This is a genomic window from Terrabacter sp. BE26 (assembly GCF_041941675.1).
Taxonomy (GTDB): domain Bacteria; phylum Actinomycetota; class Actinomycetes; order Actinomycetales; family Dermatophilaceae; genus Terrabacter.
Map to the genome: position 1 here is coordinate 2267117 of NZ_CP090122.1, position 24127 is coordinate 2291243.

The window sequence follows — 24127 nt, forward strand, 5'->3', positions numbered from 1 at the left end:
TGGGGCCGGATCAGGCGTCGGGGTAGCCCTGGGGGTTGGCCTGCTGCCAGCGCCAGGTGTCGACGCACATGTCGTCGACGGTGCGCGTGGCGGTCCAGCCCAGCTCGGCGTTGGCCTTGCTCGGGTCGGCGAAGGACACGGCGACGTCGCCGGCGCGGCGGGGGACGACGCGGTAGGGCAGCTCGTGGCCGACCGCACGCTCGAAGGCGTGGAGCATCTCGAGCACCGACGTGCCGTGGCCGGTGCCGAGGTTCCAGACGCCGACCGGCTCGTCCATGGTGCCGAGCCTGGCCAGCGCCGCGAGGTGGCCCGCGGCGAGGTCCTCGACGTGGATGTAGTCGCGCTGCCCGGTGCCGTCGGGGGTCGGGTAGTCGTCGCCGTAGACCTGGAGGTACTCGCGGCGGCCGACGGCGACCTGGGCGATGTAGGGCACGAGGTTGTTGGGGATGCCCTGCGGGTCCTCGCCGATGGTGCCCGACGCGTGGGCGCCGACCGGGTTGAAGTAGCGCAGCAGCCCGAACCGCATGGTCGGGTGGGCGGCCGCCACGTCGCGCAGGATCTGCTCCTGCATGACCTTGGTCCAGCCGTACGGGTTGGTGGCCGAGGTCGTGCGGTCCTCGGTGGCAGCCTCCTGGTCGAGGCCGTAGACGGTGGCCGAGGAGGAGAAGACGAGCTTGTCGACGCCGTGGCGGCGCATCGCGCGCACGAGCGAGAAGGTCGAGCCGAGGTTGTTCTCGTAGTACTCGAGCGGCTGCTCGACGCTCTCGCCGACGGCCTTGAGCCCCGCGAAGTGGATGACGGCGTCGATGTCCTCGTGCGCGAAGAGGTGCTCGGTCTTGTCGACGTCGGTCAGGTCGAAGGAGTGGACCGGCAGGTGGGTGCCGGTCAGGGCCTCGAGACGGTTGACGACCGTCGGCTTGCTGTTGGCGAAGTTGTCGACGATGAGCACGTCGTGCCCCGCCGCGACGAGCTGGACCACGGTGTGGGAGCCGATGTAGCCGGCGCCGCCGCTCACGAGTACGCGCATGGCGTCACCCTACCCACGCCACGAGTCGGCCTGCCGACGCCTGCGGTTGCCCGGGTCGCTCAGACGAGGGCGGCTCGAGCCGGCTCAGACGACGGTGAGCCCGGCGATGGCCAGGCCGTAGAGGGAGAGGGGCAGCGCCACGAGGACGGCCGACACGGCATACATGGCGGCGGCGACGACCGCGACGGGGAGGCCCGCGATGTGCTGGGCGTCGAGCAGGCCGATGCGTGCGGTGGCGACGCGCGCGCCGCCCCCCATCCCCATCGAGCCGGCGGGCCCGGACCCGGACCCGGCGGCCATTGCGACGATGGCGCGGCCGGTGCTGACCGGTCCGGCCCGGCGCACGGCGGCGCGGTCGGCGAGGACCTCGATGAGCAGGTGCACCTCGAGCAGGGCGGCGTCGCAGCGCAGGAAGCCGGGCATCGCCTCGTGGACGACGGTGAAGAACTCCATGACGAGGTCGTGCCGAGCGTCCAGGTGCGCGCGCTCGTGGGCGATCACCGCGGAGAGCTCGTCGGGCTGCAGCCGCTCGAGGGTGCCCTGGGTGAGGACGACGCGGCGGCGGACGCCGGGAACGCAGTAGGCCGTCGGGGTGGTGTGCTCGAGCACGCGCACGTGCCGGTCGGGACCCTCGCCCGGGACCCCGAGCAGGTCGACGAGCTCGCGGTGGCGCCGGCGCGCTGCCCTCAGGCTGCGCCCGACCCGGTCCGCCGAGAGCAGCAGTCGCACGGCCACCATGCCGCTGAGGGCGGCGGCGATGGCGAGCACGGGCCACTGCTCCGAGATCCGCATCTGGCGGCCGACGACGGCGGGGATGGCGGCCGGGGCGGCGAGCAGGGCGGCGAGCACGGCGGCGACCGCCGTCGACTGCCAGAGCACGAGGGCCGCCCGTGGGGCGCGCCGCAACGCTGTCGCCCGCGCGAGCGCACGCGGCACCGGCCACGCGAGCAGCGCCGCGAGGACGACGAGGGATGCGACGAGCAGCACGGGATCAGTGTGGAGGGTCGGTGAGGACCGTGGCTGCGGTTGCTAGTCAGCCGGCGAGGTCGGGGCGGCGGGCCTCGAGCTCGGCGAGCGCGGCCTTGAGCTCGTCGATCTCCTCGGGCGTGGACTCGTCGAGGAAGTGCAGCAGCGCGGTGCGTCGCGTGTCGCCCGCGAGCTCGCCGAGCGTGTGGTGCAGCGACTCGGACGTGAGCTCGGCGCGGGTCGAGGCCGCGGTGTAGCGCCAGGCCCGGCCGTCGCGCTCGCGGTTGACCAGATCCTTCTTGGCCATCCGGTCGAGGACGGTCATCAGGGTCGTGTAGGCGAGACCCCGCTCGACGCCGATGGCGTCGTGGACCTCGCGGACGGTGCGGCCCTCGGGGTGGGCGTCGGCGGTCGTCCAGAGCTCTTCCATGACGGCGCGCTCGAGGTCGCCGAGGCGGTTGCGGGGCGTGGGCATGAGGACTCCGATCTACCGACGGGGTGGGCCGTCGTCGTGCGTGTGGTCGTGCTCGTCATCGTCGCTGCGGGAGTCGGCTTCGCGATCCGTCGGTGCGGCGATGGTCGTCAGGGACATCGTGCCCGACGGACGAGCGATCTCCCAGACCCGGTCGAAGAGGTCGGCGCCGTCGTCGCGGTGGGTCACCATGACGATGGTCTGCGCGGACTCGTCCGTGTCCTTGGGCGCGTGCGCGTTCGGCGAGCCGCCGGTGGCTCCTCCATGGCGCGTGAGGTCACGCACGACGGCTCGCGCCGTCGGCGGGTCGAGGTGGGCGACGGGCTCGTCGAGGAGCACGACCGGCCGAGCGCTGACATGGGCCCGCGCGATGCCGAGCCTGGCCCGCTCGCCCCCGGAGAGCCCGCGACCCCCCGCTCCCAGGACGGTGTCCAGGCGGTGGGGGAGAGAGTCGAGCAGGTCGGTGAGCCCGGCCGCCCCGAGGGCGCGCTCGAGCTGGGCGTCGTCGGCCCCGGGACGTGCCAGCGTCAGGTTGCCCCGTAGCGTCGTGGCGAACACGTGGGTCTCGTCGTCGACCACCGCGATGCGGCCGCGGGCCTGCTCGAGCGGCTGGTCGAGCACGTCGGTGCCGCCGAGCCGGTAGCTGCCTCCCGACGGGTCGAGGTGCCGCGCCAGCACGGCGAGGAGCGTCGACTTGCCGCTGCCGTTGGCTCCGGTGATGGCGAGGCGGCTGCCGGCCGGCACGTCGAGGTCGGTGGGCGCGAGGTCGGTGCGCTCGCCGGTCCACGACGCTGTGAGCCCGCGGGTCTCGATGTCGCAGCCGTCCTCGTGACCGCCGGCGTATGCCGGGTGCCCGGCTCTCGCGCTTCCGGTGCCGTCGTGCGGGCGGCCGGGCGCGGACGCCACGGCCGGTGCGAGGTCGAGCAGCGCGGAGAGCCGGTGCTCGCTCCCGCGGGCGCGGGCCAGGGCCCGCATGGCGTCGACCAGCGGGGTGATCGCCTCGGACACCGCGACCGGTGTCAGCAGGAGGAGCGCCTTGACGGGGGGCGACACGGCGAGGTCCTGCGCGATGGACGCCGTCAGGGCGACGGCCGCACCGACGGAGACGAGGAAGAGCGAGGCGGCGGCGGCGCGTCCGGCGCTGATGCGGCGGGTCGCCCGGTCGAGGGTCGCGTGCGCGTCGTCGAGCCAGCCGAGTGCCGTCGTCCAGCCGCCGACGGCCCGCAGCTCGGAGGCCTGGCTCGCCATCAGCTCGCTGACGCGGGTCACCTCGCCGCGGGCGGTGAGCAGGTCGGGCAGCGACCGGGACTCCAGGCGCACCGCCAGCGCGCTGACGAGACACACGACGACGCCGAGCCCGAGCATGGCGAGGCCGACCGGTAGGGCCAGCGCCATGGTGAGGGCGATGACGATGCCGCCCGCGATGGCGGTCGAGATCACCGGGACGGTGACCCGGACCTGCGCGTCGACCACGTCGGTGAGGTCGTCGACGACGCCGGTCAGCACGTCGGAGCGGCGACGCCGCCCCAGCCGCGCCGGCGTGAGGGGGACGAGCGCCTCGTAGGCCGACGTCCGCCGCTCGGCGAGCATCGCCAAGGCCGCGTCGTGGCTGGTGAGCCGCTCCCAGTAGCGGAAGACGGGCCGGGCGATGCCGAAGGTGCGCACGGCGACGATCGCCGTCAGGAGGGTGAGGATCACCGGGCGCTCGGCCGCCCGGACGATGAGCCAGCCGGAGGTCGCGGTCAGGGCCATGCCCGCCGCGGTCGCGACGCCGCCGAGCAGCCCCCCGCGGACGGTGCCGGCCGAGGGCCACCAGACCCGCCGCGACGAGACCCCGGTTCGAGGTGATGGCGAGGTGGGCTCCGGGCGCGGCATCACCTCGAACGGGGATCCCTCGGGGCCCGCGTCGATCGGGCGGCGGGGCTCGGTCGCGGCGATGGCGAGGCGGTGGTCGGCGTGGGGGAGCAGCTCGTCCCGGTGGGTCACGGCGATGACGACGCGCCTCTCCGCGAGCTCGGCGACGAGCGCGGCGACCTGCTCGGCGCCCGCCGGGTCGAGGTGCGCGGTGGGCTCGTCGAGGAGCAGGACGGTCTCGGGGGAGAGCCAGGCGCGGGCGAGGGCGAGCCGCTGGCGCTGGCCGGCGGACAGGCCGAAGCCGTCGTCGCCGAGGTCGGCGGACAGCCCGCCGGGCAGGGCCGCGACGACGCCGTCGACCTCGACGGCCCGCAGCGCCTCCCACAGCTGGTCGTCGGTCGCCGGGTGGCCGATGGTCAGGGCAGCGCGCACCGACCCGGTCGCAAGGAAGGGTCGCTGCGTCACGTAGTGCGAAGCCGGCGCCTGCACGGTGCCCGAGGTCGGGCGCCGCAGCCCGGCGACGAGGTCGAGCAGCGTCGACTTGCCGACTCCCGACGGACCGGTCACCACGGTGAGCCCGGGCCCCGCCACGAGGTGGAGGTCACGGATGACGGGAGCGGGCGACCCGGCATACGCGTAGGTCACGCCGGTGAGCCGCACCTCGCCGACCCGGCCACCAGCTTGCGCCGGGGGAGCGGTCATCGGCGGCACGGCGGTCGGCTCGAGCTGGGCGAGGATCGCGTCGAGGGCAACCGCGCCGTCGGCGGCGGCGTGGTACTCGGCGCCGACCCGGCGCACCGGCCAGTACGCCTCGGGCGCGAGCAGGATCGCGACGAGGCCGGGTCCGAGCGCCATGGAGCCCGTCGAGAGCCGCAGGCCGACGGTGACGGCCACGATGGCGACCGACATCGTCGCCAGCAGCTCCAGCGCGGCGGACGACAGGAACGCGACCCGCAGCGTCTCCATCGTGGCGCGGCGGTGCCGGTCGCTGACCTCGCGCACCGTCGCGGCCTGGCGGCGGGCGCGGCCGTAGGTCACGAGAGTCGGCAGGCCCCGGACGACGTCGAGGAAGTGCCCCGACAGGGCAGCCAGCGCCGCCCAGCGGCGCTCGGTCGAGGCGGCCGTGGCCTTGCCGATGAGCGCGGCGAAGACCGGCAGCAGCGGCACGGTCAGCACGACGACGAGGGCGCTCGGCCAGTCGACGACGACGAGGGTCGCGATCGCGAGCGCCGGCACGACGGCCGCGGTGACGAGCGTCGGCAGGTAGCGGGCGGCATACGGCTCGACGGCAGCCGTGCCCGCGGTGGCGAGGGAGACGGCGGCGCCCGGCTCGAGGCGGTGGTCCGCCTCGAGAGTGCCCCAGCGCTGCAGCAGCGCCGCGCGGAGCGCCGAGGACACGGACACCCCGGCCCACGCTGCGACCCGCTCGGTGACGGCGGCGAGCACCGCGCGGACCGCGAAGAGGGCGAGCAGCCAGGCGACCGCGGTGCCGAGGCCCGAGCCGTCGACGACCGCGACGACGACCGCGGACAGCGCGAACGCGGAGGCGATCGTGGCGGCACCGGTCGCGATCCCGGTCGCGGCGAGGACGGCGACCGGCCTCCGGGCGGCAGGCACCGCCCGGAGGAGTCGGGGGTCGAAGGGCTTCACGTGGGCCTCAGTGCGAGACGGTCTCGAGCGGGGCGTCCTCGGGGATGTGCTTGACGGTCAGGCGCTTGCGGAAGACCCAGTACGTCCAGCCCTGGTAGACCAGCACGATCGGCGTGAAGACCAGCGCGACGATCGTCATGATCTTGAGGGTGTAGTCGGTGCTCGAGGCGTTGTGGACGGTGAGGTTCCACGCCGGGTTCGTCGAGCTCGGCATGACGTTGGGGAAGAGCACGATGAAGTACGTCGCGACGGCCATGGCGATGGTGACGGCCGTCCCGACGAACGCCCGGCCCTCACGGCCGGCCCGGTTGGCGGCGAGGGCGCCGAGGAGCGCGACCGCAGCGACGACGGTCGTGACCCACGAGGCGAGCTTGCCGTCGGTGAGGCCGATCCAGAGCAGCAGTGCCACGGCGAGGACCGCCGCGACGACGCCCACCCGCTCGGCGATCTGGCGTGCCTCGAGGCGGATCTGGCCGTCCGTCTTGAGCGCCACGAAGATCGCGCCGTGGGTGAGGAACAGCGCCACGAAGACGAGGCCGCCGAGCAGGCCGGCCGGGTTGAGCAGGGTGAGGAGGTTGCCGGTGTACTCCTTGGCCGCGTTGATCGGCACGCCGCGCACGATGTTCGTCAGCGCGACGCCCCAGAGGAGCGCGGGCACGAGCGACCCCCAGAAGATCGCCCGGTCCCAGCGCGCCTTCCACTGCGCCTCGGGCCGCTTGTGGCGGTACTCGAAGCCGAGGTTGCGCACGATGAGGGCGACGAGGATGAGCAGCAGCGGCAGGTAGAAGCCGCTGAACAGCGTCGCGTACCAGTGCGGGAACGCCGCGAAGGTGGCACCGCCCGCGGTCAGCACCCACACCTCGTTGCCGTCCCAGACCGGACCGATGGTGTTGAGCAGGACGCGCCGGCGCTTCTCCGCGTCGACGGCGTCGGCCGCGTAGCGCTTGCCGCCGAGGACCGGCAGGAGCATCCCCACGCCGAAGTCGAAGCCCTCGAGCACGAGGTAGCCCGTCCAGAGCACACCGAGGACGATGAACCAGAAGGTTGCGAGATCCATTGCAGCCCAGTCCTTCTCAGTAGGCGAAGACGAGGGGCGCGTCCTCGTCCCGGTCGGCGGGGTCCTGCGGCTGCTCGAAGGGCTCGGCGCCCTTGCGGACGTAGTGCAGGAAGAGCTTGACCTCGACCACGGCCAGCGCGCCGTAGAGGAGCGTGAAGACGACCATCGAGGTGATGACCTCACCCGTCGAGACGCTCGGCGAGACGCCGTGGGCGGTCGTCATGAGCCCGAAGACGATCCACGGCTGCCGGCCCACCTCGGTGAAGATCCAGGCGAAGCTGTTGGCGAAGACGGGGAGGAGCGGAGCGGCCACGGCGGCATACGTCAGCCAGCGCGCGGTCGGGGTCGCGCCCTTGCGGGTCAGCCACAGCACCGCGAGCGCGATGAGCGCCGTCGCGATCCCGAGACCGATCATGAGGCGGAAGGTCCAGTACGTCGTCGGGATGTTGGGCACGTACCCCGTCGCCGTGTCGGCGACGAGCCTGTTGCCGCTGGCGCCGTAGGTCCGGGCGTACTGCGCCTTGAGCTCGTTGATGCCCTGGACGGCACCGTCGAACCTGCCGGTCGCGAGGTAGCTGAGCAGACCGGGGATCTCGATGATCGTCTTGGCGTGCGAGCCGTCGAGCGAGCCGACGGTCAGCACCGAGAACGGTGCTCCCCGGCCGGCGGGCACCGAGTCGTAGAGCGCCTCGGCGGCAGCCATCTTCATGGGTTGCACCTCGGTCATGATCTTGCCCTGCCTGTCGCCGCTGACGACGACCCCGACGGCCGCGACGAGGGCGAGGACGGCGCCGATGCGCGTGGCCCTGCGGTACATGGCGGCGTCGGTGCCGGCGACGTCGTGCGCGTCGCGGTGCGCACGCTTCGCCTCGCGGCGCATGAGCCACAGGGCGACGCCCATGACGACGCCGCCGCCGGTCATGTAGGCGGAGAAGATGACGTGCGGGAAGGTGACGAGCTGCACCTTGTTGGTCAGCACGGCGAAGAAGTCGGTCAGCTCCGCGCGCCCGCTCACCGGGTTGAACCGGTAGCCGACGGGATGCTGCATGAACGAGTTCGCCGTGAGGATGAAGTACGACGACAGCACCGTCCCGATGTGGACGGCCCATATCGTCGCGGCGTGCAGCTTCTCGGGCAGGCGGCCCCAGCCGAAGATCCACAGGCCGAGGAACGTCGACTCGAGGAAGAAGGCGAGCAGCGCCTCCATCGCCAGCGGGGCGCCGAAGATGTCACCGACGAAGCGCGAGTAGTCGCTCCAGTTCATCCCGAACTGGAACTCCTGCACGATCCCCGTCACGAGCCCGAGGGCGAAGTTGATGAGGAAGAGCCTGCCGAAGAACTTCGCCAGCCTCATCCACTGCGGGTGGTGCGTGCGCACCCATGCGGTGTGGAAGACGGCGACGACGAAGGACATGCCGATCGTGATCGGCACGAAGAGGAAGTGGTACACCGTGGTGATGGCGAACTGCCACCGTGCCAGGTCCGTTGCATCCATGGGGGCTCCGGGGGGATCGCGCCAAAACTACTCTACGTAGTAGATGCTAGCGGGTGGTGGATCGGCGTGTGGCCCGGTGTCGAAGTTTCGGGGGTGACGCCGGTCGCCCGTCGGTGTGTCCCGTTCGTCTCCTGCGAATGCGGGCGAGTGGGGTTGCGAGCGAAGGCAACGCCGTTCGCCGGGAACCGGACGTTGACAACCGGCTCGGTGACTGCCTTACTCACCCCCGTGACCCACCTCGACGTCGTCGTCGACCACACCTCGCCCCAGGCCCCGTTCGAGCAGGTGCGCAGCCAGGTCGAAGGCCTCATCCGAGGCGGTCGGCTCGCGCCCGGCGACCGGCTGCCAACCGTCCGCGCCCTCGCTGCCGAGCTCGGCCTCGCTGCCAACACGGTGGCGCGCGCCTACAAGGAGCTCGAGTCGGCGGGACTCGTCCAGACCCGCAGCCGCGCGGGGACCGTGGTGGCCTCGGGCGAGCACGCCGCCGCAGCGGCACTCGCTGCCCTCGCGGCCCGCTATGTGGCGGCCGCCCGTCAGGCCGGGGTGGGCGACGCCGACGCCCTCGAGACCGTACGCCGGGCCCAGAGCTCCTGAGGCGGCGCCGATGACGTATGCCGTCCGCCCGGGTCGGCTGGGTCGCGTGCACTTCTCGGGGTCAGGGCACCGACTGGTGCACACAGGGGCGGACCCGCGGGGGGTGCTCAGAGAGTCGACCGGCGTCAGGCGGTGGGGGTCAGGCGGGCGACCGCGATCGTGCGCCCCGCCTTCCTCTCGTAGTCGGCGAAGAAGGGCAGCGTTGCCACGATGACGTCGTTCCAGGCGGCGTCGCGCTCGGCGCCTCGGAGCACCTCGACCGACGCGGTTCGGCGGGTGGGGCCGACCTGGACCGCCGCGGTGGGCGAGGCCCGGAGGTTGCGGATCCACTGCGGCTCGCTGGGCCGCCCGCCCGCGGACGCGGCGACGTAGTAGGCGCCGTCGCGCTCGACGTAGCCGACCGGAACGGTGTGGGGATTGCCCGTGTGCCGCCCCGGAACGGTGAGCAGCAGCACCTTGGTCCCTTGGCGGGCCGTGCCGCCGACCCGACCGGCGGTGCGTCGATAGAGCCACACCGCCACCCTGTTGCCGACTCCCCACAGCCGATCCGTCATCGAGGCCATCGCCGTACCTACTCCCTGCGTCGGAGGTCCTCACCGGGTCCTGCGTCGAGTCAAGCACCGGCCGTCCCGGGAGATGCGCCGAACCGGCTCGCCACTCACCCCGTGGGGCGCTCGTCGACGATGCGGCGCGCCTTGCCGATCGACCGCTCGATGGAGCCGGGGTCGCGCACCTCGACGCGGCACGTCGTGCCGATGTGCGTCTTGATCGCGTGCTGCAGGGTGCGCGCGATGTCGTCCGCGGCGCCCGGCTCCAGACGCGACAGCGGCTCGACGAGTACGGTCAGCTCGACCATGCGTCCGGGCTGCGTGAGCACGCACTGGAAGTAGGGCGACAGGCGCGGCTCGGCGAGCACGTCCTCCTCGATCTGCGTCGGGAAGACGTTGACGCCGCGGATGATCATCATGTCGTCGGTGCGGCCGGTGATCTTCTGCATGCGCCGCATCGACGGGACAGCGGTGCCGGGCAGCAGGCGCGTCAGGTCGCGGGTGCGGTAGCGGATGACCGGCATGGCCTCCTTGGTCAGCGAGGTGAGGACGAGCTCGCCGACCTCACCGTCGGGGAGCACCTCCTCGGTGACCGGGTCGATGACCTCGGGGAAGAAGTGGTCCTCCCACAGGTGCAGGCCGTCCTTGGTCGTCGCGGCCTCCTGCGCAACGCCCGGACCCATGACCTCCGAGAGGCCGTAGATGTCGACGGCGTCCATGCCGGTGCGGCGCTCGATCTCCTGGCGCATCGACTCGGTCCACGGCTCGGCGCCGAAGATGCCGACCTGCAGGCTCGTCCCGGCCGGGTCGATGCCCTCGCGCTCCATCTGGTCGAGCAGGCTGAGGAAGTAGCTGGGCGTCACCATGATGACGCGCGGGCCGAAGTCCTCGATGAGCTGCACCTGGCGCTCGGTCATGCCGCCGCTCACCGGCACGACCGTCGCGCCGAGCCGTTCGACGCCGTAGTGCGCGCCGAGCCCGCCGGTGAACAGGCCGTAGCCGTAGGCGACGTGGACGATGTCGCCCGGGCGGCCGCCGGCGAGGCGGATCGAGCGGGCCATCAGGTCGGCCCACGTGTCGATGTCGCGCTTGGTGTAGCCGACCACGGTGGGACGACCGGTGGTCCCGGAGCTGGCGTGCACGCGTACGACCTGCTCGCGGGGGACCGCGAACATCCCGAACGGGTAGTTGGCCCGCAGGTCCGCCTTGGTCGTGAACGGCAGACGGCTGACGTCGTCGAGCGACCGGAGGTCGTCGGGGTGGGCTCCCATGGCCTCGAACGCCGCCCGGTAGTGCGGCACGTTGTCGTATGCCGCGTGCACCGTCCGCTGGAGCCGCTCGAGCTGGGTGGCCCGCAGCTCGTCGAGCCCGACGCTCGGGATCTCGTGGTCGGGCCGTCCGGGGCGGGGTGACTCCGTCGTCATGGGCCCCATTGTGCCCACACTCGTCCCGGCGAACCGGGTGCCCTCCCGAACGCCGGGTGGGCACCTTCCCCGGGGGAGAAGGTGCCCACTCGACGTGGTGGCGACGCTCAGGCGTCGGGCGCTCCCGCGTTCGCGGCGCTGGAAGCGTCGGAGGCGTCGGAGGCGGCCTCCTGGTCCTCGGTGCGCATCCGCTGGAGGAACGACCTCGTCCGCTCGTGCTTCGGGTTGACGATGACGTCGCGCGGCTTGCCCTCCTCGACGACGACCCCGCCGTCCATGAAGACGACGTGGTCGGCGACGTCGCGCGCGAAGCCCATCTCGTGCGTCACGACGATCATCGTCATTCCCTGCCGGGCCAGCTCGCGCATGACCCGGAGCACCTCACCGACGAGCTCGGGGTCGAGAGCCGAGGTCGGCTCGTCGAAGAGCATCAGCTTCGGGTCCATCGCCAGCGCGCGAGCGATCGCGACCCGCTGCTGCTGGCCGCCGGAGAGCTGGGCCGGGTAGGAGTCCGGCTTGTCGCCGAGACCCACCTGGTCGAGCAGCTCCCGGGCGCGGGTCCTGGCCTCCTTCTTGCCGACGCCCTTGACCTGGATCGGGGCCTCCACGACGTTCTCGAGCGCCGTCATGTGCGGGAAGAGGTTGAAGCGCTGGAACACCATGCCGATGTCACGGCGTTGGGTGGCGACCTGCTTGTCGGTGAGGTGGTGCAGGTGGCCGCCCTGCTCACGGAAGCCGACGAGGTCGCCGTCGACCCAGATGCGGCCGCCGTCGATCTCCTCGAGCTGGTTGATGCAGCGCAGGAAGGTCGTCTTGCCCGAGCCCGAGGGGCCGAGCAGCACGACGACCTCGCCGCGGTGCACGTCGAGGTCGATGCCCTTGAGCACCTCGTTGCCGTGGAAGCTCTTCATGACGTTGACCGCCCGGACGAGCGGCTGGTCCTCGCCGGTGCGCGAGCGCGCGTGCGGCTGCGGCGATGCGGCTGGCTGGTTGGTGGTGGTGGTCTCTGACATCAGGCGCCTCCTGCCCCGGCCGGCCGTGCGAACCGCTTGTTGCTCGGGGTGCCGAAGCCGCGCCCGAACCGCCTCTCGAGGAAGTACTGCCCAACCATGAGGACCGACCCGACGATGAGGTACCACGCTGTGACTGCGACGAACGCCGGCATGATGAGCAGCGTCCGGGTGCCGATGGCGCTGGTCTGGTAGAAGAGCTCGGTGATGACCGGGATCGCCGAGAGCAGCGAGGTGTCCTTGACCATCGCGATGGTCTCGTTGCCGGTCGGCGGCACGATGACGCGCATCGCCTGCGGCAGCACGATCCGGCGCATGGCCTTGCCGCGGTCCATGCCCAGGGCCGCGGCCGCCTCGGCCTGGCCCTTGTCGACCGACAGGATGCCGGCGCGGGCGATCTCGGCCATGTAGGCCGCCTCGGAGAGGCCCAGGCCGATGATGCCGGCGATCAGCGTGCTCGAGAACTGGTTGACGTTGAGCGTGAAGAACGTGAAGTTGCTCGGGAGCCCCAGGAACGAGGCGAGCTGGTGCCCGAACGGCACGCCGAAGTCGAGCGAGCTGTAGAGGTAGCCCACGCCGCTGCCCATCATCGCCAGCAGCACCAGGCGCGGGATCCCGCGGAAGAACCACGTGTAGACGAACGAGACGCCGCGCAGGACGGGGTTGTGGCTCAGGCGCAGGACGGCGATGAGGATGCCACCGACGATGCCGATGAGCATCGAGCCGACGGTGCCGATGATGGTCCCCTTCCACAGGCCCTCGATCACCGGCGTCTGCTGCATGATCTCGAGCGCCTTGGGGAAGTTCCAGCGCTCGTTGGTCAGGAACGAGTTGACCATCATGCCGATGAGCACGACGATCACGGCGAGGGCGACCCACCGTCCGGGGTGCCGGACGGGTCGCGCGTCGATGAGACCCGGCCGGTCGGTGGTCGTGCCGGACGGTGTGCCTGTCTTCTCGGTGGTGCCGGTCATGGGATGACTCACGGGTTCACGGCGAAGTTGTCGATGGCGCCCTTCTCGACCGCGTACTTCTTCAGCGCCGCGTCGTAGGTGCCGTCGGCCTTGGTGGCCTTGAGTGCCTCGACGAGGAGCTTGGCGAAGTCGGTCTGGTCCTTGGGCACGACGTAGCCGTAGGGGGCGGAGTCGTAGATGTCGCCGAGCGGCTCGAGCTGGCCCGTCTGCTTGACGGCGTAGAGGCCGACCGGCGAGTCGGCGAGCATCGCGACGGTCTTGCCGCTGACGACGTCCGAGGTGACCTGGTCCTGGCCCTTCTGGATGACCATGGTGATCGCGGGCTTGCCGGCGTCGGTGCACTTCTTGCTGCGGGCCGCGAGGTCGTCGGCCTGGACGGTGCCCTTCTGGGCGCCGACCGCCTTGCCGCAGACGTCGTCCATGGTGATCTTCTGGGGGTTGCCCTTGGGGACGACCCACAGCGTGCCGGCCTTGTAGTAGCTCACCATGTTGACCTGCTTCTTGCGGTCGGGGTTGATGGTGAAGCTCGAGACGCCCATGTCGTACTTGCCGCCCGTGACGCCGAGGATGATCGTGTCGAAGCCCGCCGGCTGCCACTCCGTCTTGAGGCCGAGCTTGGCCGCGACGGCGTTGAAGAGGTCGACGTCGAAGCCCTGGACGGTCTTGCCGTCGCTGGCCAGCATCTCGTTGGGCGCGTACGTCGGGTCGGTGCCGATGATGATCTTCCCGGCGGACTTCAGCTTGGCCGGGACCTTCGCGGCCAGGGCCTGGTCGACGGCGCCGACGGCAGCGGTTCCCGATGCGGCGGGCGCGCCGCCTGCTCCGGGAGAGTTGTTGGACAGCGAGTTCGAGCCACACGCGGACAGCGCGAGGCCCGCGACGGCGAAGCCGGTGGCGGCGATGAGGGACATGCGACGCATGAGAGGTCCTTCCAGGACGAACGCGGTGTGCGAACTCGGTGTTCAGTCATCGGGCGCGATGGTGCGCCTTTGATTGAAGATCCTTCCACCTTTCCCTGAGCCTTCCCACGGATGCGACCGAACCGTTAGCCGATAACCGACCGGCACTCCGGGAAAGGGTCGAGGGTGCTTTGAGATCTGCGCCCTGCGAGGCGCTGCGACGGGCCGCGACCGGCGGTGTGCAGCATCGGAGGGACTCTCCGCTAGACTGGTGGCAGCGGCCCGCCCAGTTCTGCCTCGGGCCGCCTCTTCTTGGTCGGGCGCAGCTGCGCCGGCCCCGTCGATTCGCTCTTGCGCCGCGACCCCTCATCGCCGAGGTTCCTCGCGCCGGGCAGAACGACCTCTTCCACGTTTTGGAGTGCCCACCTGTGTCCACTGACACGAACTTCGCCGTTCTCGGCGTGCCCACCAGCCTCGTCTCGATCCTCGACGACCTCGGCATCACCACCCCGACGCCCATCCAGGCCGCGACGCTGCCCGACTCGATGGCCGGCCGTGACGTCCTCGGCCGCGGGCGCACCGGCTCCGGCAAGACGTATGCGTTCCTGCTGCCGCTGCTGACCCGCCTGTCCCAGTCCGGCCGACGTCGCCAGCCGCGCCGTCCGCGCGCCCTGATCCTCGCGCCGACGCGCGAGCTCGCGACGCAGATCGACACGGCGATGGCGCCCCTCGCGAAACCGCTCGGCCTCACCTCGCAGACCATCTTCGGTGGGGTCGGCCAGAACCCGCAGGTCCAGGGCCTGCGCGCTGGCGTCGACGTGGTCGTCGCCTGCCCCGGTCGCCTCGAGGACCTCATGCAGCAGGGCCACGTGTCCCTCGACGACGTCGAGATCACCATTCTCGACGAGGCCGACCACATGGCCGACCTCGGCTTCCTCCCGGGCGTCCGGCGGATCATGGACAAGACGCCGCGCGACGGCCAGCGGCTGCTCTTCTCCGCGACGCTCGACGGTGCGATCAACGTGCTGGTCAAGCGATTCCTCACCAATCCCGTGACGCACGAGGCCGACTCGGCGCAGTCGCCCGTCTCGACGATGAGCCACCACGTGCTCCACGTCGACAGCGGCTCGCACCTGCCGGTCATCCTCGACCTCACCGCGGCCCCCGGTCGCAAGGTCGTGTTCACGCGCACCAAGCACCGGGCCAAGAAGCTCGCCAAGCAGCTCAACGCCTCGGGGGTTCCGGCCGTCGAGTTGCATGGCAACCTCAGCCAGGGTGCCCGCACGCGCAACATGGACGACTTCCACTCCGGCCGCGCCCAGACGCTGGTCGCGACCGACATCGCGGCCCGCGGCATCCACGTCGACGACGTCGCCCTCGTGATCCACGCGGACCCGCCCGTCGAGCACAAGGCGTACCTGCACCGCTCCGGGCGCACGGCGCGTGCCGGCAACGACGGCACCGTCGTCACGATGATGCTCGACGACCAGGTGCGCGACGTGCGCGACCTGACCCGCAAGGCGGGCATCAAGCCGACGACCACCCGCGTCCAGCTCGGGCACCCGCTGCTGAGCGAGCTCGCCCCCGGTGAGCGGTCGTATGCCGGTGGCCTCGTCCGCGAGGAGGCTCCCCGCGGCGGCGGATCCGGCGGCACATCCGGCAGTGGCTCGGGCGGCGGCTCCGGCCGCGGTCGTGGCCGCGGCGGCAACGCCGGTTCCGGCGGCGGCCGTGGCGCCGTCGGCGGACGCCAGCCGGGCGAGCACGGTCGTGGCCCGAGCGAGGGAGGCCGTGGCCGCGGCCGCGGCGACCACGGGTCCGACGCGCAGGGCGGTGGCGCTCGCGGTGCCGGCCGCTCCGGCGGTCGTGGCGCAGGTCGTGGGCGCGGCGGCGAGGGCCAGTCGGCCGGTCGCCGTTCCGGTGGCGCCGGCACCTCCGACGGCTCTGGCCGTCGTGGTGGCTCGGCGACCGTCTACTCCACGAGCAGCGGCGGCAGCGCGGCGGCGTTCTCCGCCGGCACGCGAGCCGGCAGCCGCCGCTCCCGCTGACCCCGACTCAACCGTCGAGAGGCCAAAGTCTGCGGGTCCTCAACCGTCGAGAGGCCAAAGTTCTTCGCAAACTTTGGCCTCTCGACGTTGCTGCACCCGCAAAGTCTGGCCACTCGACGGTTGGGGGGAGTCGCGCGTTGGCCCTTCGACGGGTGCAGACGGGGGCAGTCAGGGGCGCGAGACGGCGAGCGTGCGGCTGCGGCCGCGGAACTCGGCGATGATCTGGCCGTCGGACTCCCGCTTCACCGTGACGTCGGTGATGCCGCTGCGGCCGAATGCGGAGCGGACCTGCCCCTCGGCGACCAGCACGTCACCGAGACGCCCCGGTGCGGTGAACGAGATGTCCGCCCCGGCCGCCACCGTGAGGCGCCCCCGCGAGTTGCAGGCGAGCGCGAAGCACGAGTCGGCCAGGGTGAAGATGTAGCCCCCGTGGCAGATGGCGTGCCCGTTGACCATGTCGTCACGGATCGTCATGCGGACGACGGCACGGTCCTGCTCGACGGCGACGGCCTCCATGCCGAGCCGGCGCGACGCCTCGTCGTCGGCCCACATCTGTCGGGCGAAGGCGACGCCGGCCTGGGCCTCGCTCACGTGAGGCTCCCGTCTGTCAGAGCCGGGCTCGGCCGGTAGCGGCCGCCCGGATAGGCGCGGTCTAGCTCGGCGATCCACTTCGCCACGACGTCGAACCCGAGCTCGCGCCCCCACGCGATCGGCCCCTTGGGGTAGCGCGTGCCGAGCTGCATCGCGGTGTCGACGTCGTTGGCGCTCGCCTCGCCGCGTGCCACGAGGTCGACGGCCTCGTTGACGAGCATCGCCAGCGTCCGGGCCAGCGGGTCGGTGGCGACCGGTCCGCCGACGAGGCGCTCGGCGAGCTCGAGGTCGGGATCGGCGCCCTCGATCGAGCCGTCGGCGGCATACGCGTAGACGCCACGCCCCGACTTGCGCCCGAGGCGGCCTGCCTCCACCAGCTCATGCTGGAAGGTCGTGGGCGCGTAGCGCTCGTCGCGCCCGGTCTGCTCCCACACCGACGTGCCGACGGCGAGGTTGACGTCCTGGCCGATGAAGTCGGTGAGCTCGAGCGGACCCATCGGGAAGCCGCCGCGCTCGCGGAGGATCCAGTCGACCGTGGCGGGGTCGGCGATCCCGCTCTCGACGATGCGCTGGGCCTCGCCGTAGAACGGGCGGGCCACCCGGTTGACGATGAAGCCCGGCGTCGAGCTGCAGCGGACCGGGGTCTTGCCCCACGCGGCGACGAGGGCCGCAGCGTGCTCCACGTAGGCGGGCGCCGTCCGCTCGCCGTGGACGACCTCGACGAGCGCCATGACGGGGGGCGGGTTGAAGAAGTGCAGCCCGAGCACGCGCTCCGGATCGGCCACCTCGTCCGCGATCTCGTCGATGTCGATGCTGGAGGTGTTCGTCGCCAGCACCGTCGTCGAGGGCTGCAGGTCGCCCAGCTCGGCGAAGATGCGCCGCTTGAGGTCGCGGTCCTCGGGCACGGCCTCGATGACCAGTCCGCAGTTGGGCAGGTCGTCGAGCGACTCGGCGCCGGTGAGCCGGGCCAGCACCGCTGTGGCCTGGTCGGCCGGCATGCGCCCCTTGTCGACGAGGCGAGAGAGCGCGTTGCCGATCCGCTCGACGGCGCTCGCCGCAGCGCCCGGCACCACGTCCACGAGGGTCACCGCGTGTCCAGCAGTCGCCGCGACCTGGGCGATGCCCGCTCCCATGGCCCCGGCCCCGATGACGCCGACGGGCCCGAAGGCGGATGCTGCGCGCACTGCCTCGACGTGCCCGGCCGCGTCCTCGTCGGTGCGGTCGGCGGCTCCTGGCCGGTCGGGTTCCCTGACGTCCGTGTCCATGCCCGCCATCCTGCCTGCTGCCCCGCCGCGGGTGCGCGGAGGGCGCGCGCGGAGCCTGCCCGACGGCATACGGAAGCGGCGGCCCCCGGAGCTAGCATCATCGCGTGACTGCACCGGCAACGACGCCCACCCACCCCCTGCTCGACGCGCACGCGGGAGTCCTCGGCGAGATCCGTCAGGCCCTGGCGAGCCGCTCCTGGTACTCCCGCTACCCCGAGTCGCCGAGCCCCCGCGTCTACGGCGAGACGGCCGCCGCCGAGGGACTGACGGCGCACGAGGCGCACCTCGGGAGGGCGTATGCCGCCCTGTCGAGCCAGCCGACCGACGGCACCTTCGTCGGGAGCGAGGTCTCGCCCTACGGCCCGGAGCTCGGCGTCACCTACCCGGAGCTCGACCTCGACGCCGGTCTCGCAGCCGCCCGCGCGGCGATGCCGGCGTGGCGCGACGCGGGTCCGCAGGTGCGCGCCGCGGTCTGCGTCGAGATCGTCGACCGCATCAACCAGCGCAGCTTCGAGCTGGCCAACGCTGTCATGCACACCTCCGGGCAGCCCTTCGTCATGTCGTTCCAGGCAGGCGGGCCGCACGCGCAGGACCGCGCCATCGAGGCGGTTGCGGCCGGGCTCGTCGAGCAGGAGCGCGTGCCCGCATCGGTGCTCTGGGAGAAGCCGGGCCGGGACCGCGAGGGCAACCCGGCTCCGACCCGGATGCAGAAGGACTACCGGATCATCCCGCGTGGCGTGGCCCTCGTCATCGGCTGCAACACCTTTCCGACGTGGAACGCCTACCCCGGCATCTTCGCCTCGCTCGTCACGGGCAACCCGGTCGTCGTGAAGCCGCACCCCCGAGCCGTGCTGCCGCTCGCGATCTCGGTCGAGATCGCTCGTGAGGTGGTCGCCGAGGCGGGCTTCGACCCGGCCCTCGTCCAGCTCGCCGCCGAGGCCGACGGCCAGGGACTGGCCAAGACGCTCGCCGAGCGCGACGAGGTCGCCATCATCGACTACACCGGCGGGCCGGCCTTCGGCGCGTGGCTCGAGGAGTCGGCCGCTGCGCACGGCAAGCTCGTCTACACCGAGAAGGCCGGTCTCAACTCGGTCGTCGTCGACTCGACGGACGACCTCAGGGGCATGCTGGGCAACCTCGCCTTCAGCCTCACCCTCTACTCGGGCCAGATGTGCACCGCCCCGCAGAACCTCTACGTGCCCGCAGGCGGCATCGACACCGACGAGGGGCACCTGTCCTTCGAGGAGGTCGGCGACCGGCTCGCGGCGGCGGTGGGCCGCCTGACGGGTGACGACGCCAAGGCCGTCGAGCTGCTCGGTGCCACGGTCAACGACCAGGTGCGCGGGAATGCCGACTCGCTCTCCGCCATCGCCGCCGACGCAGACGGCCGAGTGGTCCTGGACTCGCGCCGGCTCACCCACCCGACGTGGGCCGACGCGGTCGTGCGCGCGCCCGGCCTCGTCGCCGTCGACGTCGCCCGTGAGGACGTCTACACCCAGGAGTGCTTCGGCCCGGTCGGCTTCCTCATCAGGACGGCCTCGACCGAGCAGTCCCTCGCCCAGCTGGCCGACACGGTTCGTGAGCACGGCGCCATGACGGCTGCCGTCTACTCCACGAGCGAGGCGGTGCTCGAGGCGGCGCGGGAGGCCGCGGCCGAGGGTGGCGTCGCGCTGTCCGAGAACCTCACCGGCCAGGTCTTCGTCAACCAGACGGCCGCGTTCTCCGACTTCCACGGCACCGGTGCCAACCCGGCCGCCAACGCCGCCTACACCGACGCCGCCTTCGTCGCGAACCGCTTCCGCGTCATCACCTCGCGCCGCCACGTGTGAGTCGGGGGATGGAGGCTGCTCCCGTGTCGGTGGACCGGGCAACGCTGCAGCGCAAGGTCGTCCGGACCCTGGTCTTCTCGCAGATCCTCGGCGGGGTCGGCATGGCGAGCGGCATCGCCGTCGGTGCCCTGCTCGCTGAGGAGCTGAGCGGCACGGAGGCGCTCGCGGGCGTCGGCACCACGTCCCAGGTGCTCGGCACCGCGCTGCTGACGATCCCTGTGGCGCGGGCGACGGCGGCGCGAGGCCGCCGGGTCGGCTTGAGATGGGGTCTGTCGGTGGCGTTCGTCGGGGCCGCGCTGGTGCTCGCCGCGGCCGTCCTCACGTCGTTCCCCCTCTTCGTCGTCGGGATGTTCCTCTTCGGCGGGGGAACGACCGCCAACAACCAGACGAGATATGCCGCCGCCGACCTCGCCAGCCCCGCCCACCGTGGCCGTGACCTGTCGGTGGTCGTGTGGGCCACGACCATCGGCTCCGTGGCCGGGCCGAACCTCGTGGGTCCGGGCAAGGCACTGGCGCAGGCTCTCGGCCTGCCCGACCTGGCGGGCACGTTCGTCTTCTCGCTCGCCGGCTTCGTGCTCGCCTGGCTCGTCATCAACTGGCGGCTGCGGCCGGACCCGCTGCTCACGGCCCGGGAGCTCGACACGGCCGAGCGCAACGCTCGTAGGGAACCGGTGGGCGGCGACTCGCCGAGCAGACCGGTGGGAGAGGCCGGCTCGGACCCGGCATCCGGCGGGGTCGAGGACGATCCGAACCACGACGGCTCCATGCGGCGGGGCCTCGCGGTGGTGCGGGCCAACCCCGCTGCGCTCCGGGCGATGCTCGTCATGGCCTTCGGCCACCTGGTGATGGTCAGCGTCATGGTCATGACGCCGATCCACATGAAGCACGGTCACGCCGAGCTCGAGGTGATCGGCTTCGTCATATCGGTGCACATCCTCGGCATGTTCGCGCTCTCGCCGCTTGTCGGCATCGCGGTGGACCGCTGGGGTGCGCCCAAGGTCGCGATCGTGGGCGGAGGCGTGCTCACCCTGGCGTCGCTGCTCGCCTCGCGGTCGCAGGCCGGGTGGTCCGGGCTGCTGCTCGTCGCGCTCTTCCTGCTCGGCGTGGGCTGGTCGTGCACGCTCGTCTCCGGCTCGACGCTGCTCACGTCGGTGGTGACCACCGACGAGCGGCCGGCGACCCAGGGCCTGGCCGACGTGCTGATGGGGCTCGCCGGGGCCGCGGGCGGTGTGGCTGCGGGAATCGTGGTGGGCACGCTCGGCTACTCGGCGCTGGCCAGCGGTTCCGCGGTCGTCGGTGTCGTGATCGTGGTGGTGGGCGGGGCCCGGCGCGGGCGCAGGAGCAGGGAGCTGGGCACGACCGCCGGCTGAAACCGGCGCCGACTCGACGCGCGTCGCGTGCCGCTCCGCCCGGGAGTGCTCGCGACCAGTGCTCAGGCGGTGATGCGCAGGGTGCTCGTGCGGTCGGGCTTGACCACGACCTCGATGCGGTCGGCAACGCGGGACTTCAGCTCGCTGACGTGGCTGACGATGCCGACGGTGCGGCCGCCCTCGCGCAGGCCCTCGAGCGTGTGCAGGACGTCGTCGAGCACGTCGGGGTCGAGGGTGCCGAAGCCCTCGTCGACGAAGAGCGTGCCCAGGTCGACGCCGCCGGACTCGGCCCGGACGACCTCCGCCAGCGCCAGCGCCAGCGAGAGCGAGACGTAGAAGGTCTCGCCACCGGAGAGGGTGCCGACCTCGCGGACCTGGTTGGTGTGCATGTCGTGGACCCGCACACCGAGGCCCGACTTGGCGTTGCCCTTCTTGGCGTCGGTGTGCTCCAGCGTGTAGCGGCCACCGGAGAAGCGGCCGAGCTCGGTGTTGGCGGCCGAGAGCACCTCGGTGAAGCGACGGATCAGGACGTACTTGGCCAGGTCGAGGTTGAGCTGGTTGTCGCCGTTGCCGGCGACCAGCTGACCGACCCGGACCGCGTCTGCGGTCTGGGCGATGACGGTGGCGTTGGCCGCGAGCGCCTCACGGATCTCGGCGACCCGGCGCTTGGTGCGTGTCACCTGGTCGCGCAGGCTGCCGTGCTCGTTGGTGGCCACCTCCAGCTCCTTCTTGGCAGCGCCCGCCAGGGCCTCGAGCTGGTCGATGTCGTCGAAGAGGGCGTCGAGCTGCACGTCGGCGAGCTCGGGCCCGCTCAGCCCGGCCCGCACCTGGGTGCAGGCACGCTCGAACTCCGAGATCTCGCGGGTGCGGGCGCTGATCCACTCGGCACCGCGCTGGGCGGCCATCCACTCCTCGACGTCGGCGAAGCCGAACTGTGCGAGATCGGCATCGCGGGCCGCGGTGTCCTCGGCCACTGCCGCCGCCGCCACGTCGCGCTGGCCGAGCGCGTCGACGAGAGCGTCGATCCGAGCGGCTGCAGCGACGAGGCCGTCGCGTCGCGCCGCGACGCTGGGGTGGCCGTCGCGGGCGTGCTCGACCACGCCTGTCTCCTCGGCGATGCGGGTGTCGAGGTCGGCGACCGCCTGCTCGCAGCGGGCGAGGTCGGCCCCGAGCCGGCTTGCCTCTGCGCCGAGGGTGTCGACGCGTGCCCTCAGCTCGGCCACCCGGGTCGCTCCCGCCTCGACGTCGGAGCGGGCGCGCACCGACTCGGCGAGGTCACGAGCGGCTGCCTCCGCCTGGCTGCGGGCCGCCGACACGTCCAGGCCGTCGCATCGTGCGGCGAGCTCGCGGACTTCCGAGCGCAGGGCCCCCAGCGTCTCGGTGGCCCGCGCGGCGCGCTCGCGGAGGGCGACGACGCGACGCTCCTCGGCCTCGATCTGCTCGGGGGTCACCGCGTCGAGCGTGGGGTGCGCCGGTGACGGGTGCTCGACGGAGCCGCACACCGGGCAGGGGTCGCCCTCGGCCAGGGAGAGGCCGAGCTCCCCGGCGATCCCGTCGATGCGTGCCCGGCGCAGCGCAGCGAGGCCCGTCTCGGCAGTCGCCACCACCGAGAGCGCCTCCGTGGCGGTGCCCTCCGCCGCCGGCACCCGAGCCGCTGCCGCCTCGTGGGCGACAGCCGCCTCGAGCCGGTCCCGGGCGCGCTCGCCCTCGGCCGCGCGCCCGTCGAGCAGCGCCGCCACGCGGCGGGCCTCGGTGAGCGCCTCGTCGTGCGTCGCGATCGTCTCGGGCAGCGCCTGCAGCTCGGTCGTGACAGTCCCCACCGACCGGCGAATGCCGTCGAGCCGCTCGCGCAGCCGGGCCAGCTCCGCGACGCGGCCGGCGAGTGCAGCCTCCAGGGCGATGGCCCCGGTCAGCGAGCCGACCACCTCACGGGCCTGTGCCGCGGCCTCGCGCAGGGCCGCCGGCCCGCGGTCGCGCAGCGACGGGTCGACCGCCTCGCGCGCCTTTCGCAACCTGGTCTCGGCAGCCCGCAGGTGACCTTCGGACAGCGCGAGGGTGCGCACGGCGCCGGCCACCGGCTGGGCCTGCTTCGCGCGCTCGACCTCCGCGCGCAGCTCGGCGAAGCGCACCGCCTGCCTGCCGAGGTCGTGCTCCCGCTGCTGCAGCACCAGCAGCCGCTCACGGCGCTGCATGCGCAGGCGTGCGTCGCTGACCATGTCGGCCATCTGCTTGTGCGTCTCGATGGCCTCGCGGCTGGCCTTGCGGGCGTGCCGCTCGCGCGTGGTCAGCTCGTCGACGACCTGGGCCAGCTCCGCCTCGAGCAGCTCCGGGGAGGTGCGGCTCAGGGTCTCGAGGGCCTCCCGGCGCTCGGTCTCGAGCCCGGCGGAGACGGCGAGGGCGTGCACGGCCAGGCGGATCTCGTCGACGGCGGACTGGCGCCGGGCCTGGGCGGCACGGCCGGCCTCGACGACCTGCTCCTGGACGCGGCGGAAGAAGGCGGTGCCGAAGACCTTCTCGAGCAGCTTGCCCTTGTCCTCGGAGCGGGCCCGCAGGAAGGTCGCGAACTCGCCCTGCGGCAGGATCACGGTCTGCACGAACTGGTCGCGGGTCAGGCCCACGGCGCGGGTGATCTCGTCGTCGCAGTCGCCGATGTTGGCCGAGAGCAGCTCGCCGCCCTCGAGGTCGTCGGGCGTCTGGAGCCGCCACAGCTTGACCGTGGGCTGCTGCACGGTGGTGCCCGCGCCGCGCGACTTGGGCCGCTCGAAGCGCGGCGTGCGCTGCACGCGGTAGATGCCGGACTGGGTCTCGAAGACGAGGACGACGACAGGCACGGCGCGGGGGTCGGCGTGGTGGGAGTGGATGCGCTCGACGTCGGCGGAGGCCTGCGCCACCTTGCCGTAGAGGGCGAACGTGATCGCGTCGATGATGGTCGACTTGCCGGCTCCGGTGGGTCCCTCGAGCAGGAAGAGGCCGGTGCGCCCGACGGTGGAGAAGTCGATGACCTCGGTGCCGGCATACGGCCCGATGGCCGTCATGGACAGGTGGTGCAGCTGCACG

Annotated in this window: 18 protein-coding genes; 4 read left to right on the forward strand and 14 right to left on the reverse strand. The window is 72.4% G+C overall.

All coding sequences use genetic code 11. From position 1 onward, the window contains the following. Positions 1 to 10 precede the first annotated feature (10 nt). The 6 genes from galE to LQK93_RS10515 form a co-directional block, all read right to left on the reverse strand. On the reverse strand, positions 11 to 1027 hold the full coding sequence (galE, locus tag LQK93_RS10490; RefSeq protein WP_374967741.1) for a UDP-glucose 4-epimerase GalE: 1017 nt from the start codon (positions 1025 to 1027) through the stop codon (positions 11 to 13). A gap of 84 nt (positions 1028 to 1111) precedes the next feature. Then, positions 1112 to 2014, reverse strand: coding sequence for a M56 family metallopeptidase (locus LQK93_RS10495; RefSeq protein WP_374967742.1), 903 nt, complete (start codon positions 2012 to 2014; stop codon positions 1112 to 1114). Between the two features lie 46 nt (positions 2015 to 2060). Further along, positions 2061 to 2468, reverse strand: a complete 408-nt coding sequence (locus LQK93_RS10500) for a BlaI/MecI/CopY family transcriptional regulator (protein WP_374967743.1) — start codon at positions 2466 to 2468, stop codon at positions 2061 to 2063. Between the two features lie 12 nt (positions 2469 to 2480). Next, positions 2481 to 5969: a thiol reductant ABC exporter subunit CydD gene (cydD, locus tag LQK93_RS10505; RefSeq protein WP_374967744.1), complete on the reverse strand. Its 3489-nt coding sequence runs from the start codon at positions 5967 to 5969 to the stop codon at positions 2481 to 2483. 7 nt (positions 5970 to 5976) lie between these two features. Further along, positions 5977 to 7026, reverse strand: coding sequence for a cytochrome d ubiquinol oxidase subunit II (gene cydB / locus LQK93_RS10510; RefSeq protein ID WP_374967745.1), 1050 nt, complete (start codon positions 7024 to 7026; stop codon positions 5977 to 5979). A gap of 16 nt (positions 7027 to 7042) precedes the next feature. After that, complete coding sequence (locus tag LQK93_RS10515; RefSeq protein ID WP_374967746.1) at positions 7043 to 8521, reverse strand: cytochrome ubiquinol oxidase subunit I; 1479 nt, start codon at positions 8519 to 8521, stop codon at positions 7043 to 7045. 228 nt (positions 8522 to 8749) lie between these two features. Between LQK93_RS10515 and LQK93_RS10520 the strand changes: the two genes are divergently transcribed. Continuing rightward, positions 8750 to 9115 (forward strand): GntR family transcriptional regulator, encoded by a 366-nt coding sequence (locus LQK93_RS10520; RefSeq protein WP_374967747.1) that lies wholly within the window; start codon positions 8750 to 8752, stop codon positions 9113 to 9115. Between the two features lie 125 nt (positions 9116 to 9240). On the opposite strand, the gene LQK93_RS10525 is transcribed toward LQK93_RS10520, so the two are convergent. From LQK93_RS10525 to LQK93_RS10545, 5 genes are all read right to left on the reverse strand, one after another. Then, entirely contained in the window at positions 9241 to 9678 is a 438-nt protein-coding gene (locus tag LQK93_RS10525) for a nitroreductase/quinone reductase family protein (RefSeq protein ID WP_374967748.1), read from the reverse strand. A 95-nt stretch (positions 9679 to 9773) separates the two neighbouring features. Continuing rightward, on the reverse strand, positions 9774 to 11087 hold the full coding sequence (gene paaK / locus LQK93_RS10530; RefSeq protein ID WP_374967749.1) for a phenylacetate--CoA ligase PaaK: 1314 nt from the start codon (positions 11085 to 11087) through the stop codon (positions 9774 to 9776). Between the two features lie 107 nt (positions 11088 to 11194). Continuing rightward, positions 11195 to 11998 (reverse strand): amino acid ABC transporter ATP-binding protein, encoded by an 804-nt coding sequence (locus tag LQK93_RS10535; protein ID WP_374971483.1) that lies wholly within the window; start codon positions 11996 to 11998, stop codon positions 11195 to 11197. Between the two features lie 101 nt (positions 11999 to 12099). Continuing rightward, on the reverse strand, positions 12100 to 13071 hold the full coding sequence (locus tag LQK93_RS10540) for an amino acid ABC transporter permease (RefSeq protein WP_374967750.1): 972 nt from the start codon (positions 13069 to 13071) through the stop codon (positions 12100 to 12102). An 8-nt stretch (positions 13072 to 13079) separates the two neighbouring features. Continuing rightward, a complete protein-coding gene (locus LQK93_RS10545; protein ID WP_374967751.1) occupies positions 13080 to 13991 on the reverse strand; it encodes an ABC transporter substrate-binding protein in 912 nt (303 codons plus the stop codon). 407 nt (positions 13992 to 14398) lie between these two features. On the opposite strand from LQK93_RS10545, the gene LQK93_RS10550 reads away from it, so the two are divergent. Beyond that, positions 14399 to 16015 carry a DEAD/DEAH box helicase gene (locus LQK93_RS10550; RefSeq protein ID WP_374967752.1) on the forward strand — a complete coding sequence of 539 codons (1617 nt, stop codon included), beginning with the start codon at positions 14399 to 14401 and terminating at the stop codon, positions 16013 to 16015. Positions 16016 to 16183: 168 nt separating this feature from the next. Here LQK93_RS10550 and paaI read toward each other — a convergent pair whose 3' ends face one another. Together paaI and LQK93_RS10560 are read right to left on the reverse strand one after the other, a co-directional pair. After that, a complete protein-coding gene (gene paaI, locus LQK93_RS10555) occupies positions 16184 to 16606 on the reverse strand; it encodes a hydroxyphenylacetyl-CoA thioesterase PaaI (RefSeq protein ID WP_374967753.1) in 423 nt (140 codons plus the stop codon). Then, positions 16603 to 17871: a 3-hydroxyacyl-CoA dehydrogenase NAD-binding domain-containing protein gene (locus LQK93_RS10560; protein WP_374967754.1), complete on the reverse strand. Its 1269-nt coding sequence runs from the start codon at positions 17869 to 17871 to the stop codon at positions 16603 to 16605. Before LQK93_RS10560 ends, paaI begins: the two co-directional genes overlap by 4 nt. 104 nt (positions 17872 to 17975) lie before the next feature. On the opposite strand from LQK93_RS10560, the gene paaN reads away from it, so the two are divergent. Together paaN and LQK93_RS10570 are read left to right on the forward strand one after the other, a co-directional pair. Next, entirely contained in the window at positions 17976 to 19700 is a 1725-nt protein-coding gene (paaN, locus tag LQK93_RS10565) for a phenylacetic acid degradation protein PaaN (protein WP_374967755.1), read from the forward strand. 8 nt (positions 19701 to 19708) lie between these two features. Beyond that, positions 19709 to 21070 carry an MFS transporter gene (locus tag LQK93_RS10570; protein ID WP_374967756.1) on the forward strand — a complete coding sequence of 454 codons (1362 nt, stop codon included), beginning with the start codon at positions 19709 to 19711 and terminating at the stop codon, positions 21068 to 21070. Between the two features lie 62 nt (positions 21071 to 21132). On the opposite strand, the gene LQK93_RS10575 is transcribed toward LQK93_RS10570, so the two are convergent. Further along, positions 21133 to 24126 carry an AAA family ATPase gene (locus tag LQK93_RS10575; RefSeq protein ID WP_374967757.1) on the reverse strand — a complete coding sequence of 998 codons (2994 nt, stop codon included), beginning with the start codon at positions 24124 to 24126 and terminating at the stop codon, positions 21133 to 21135. Position 24127 lies beyond the last annotated feature (1 nt).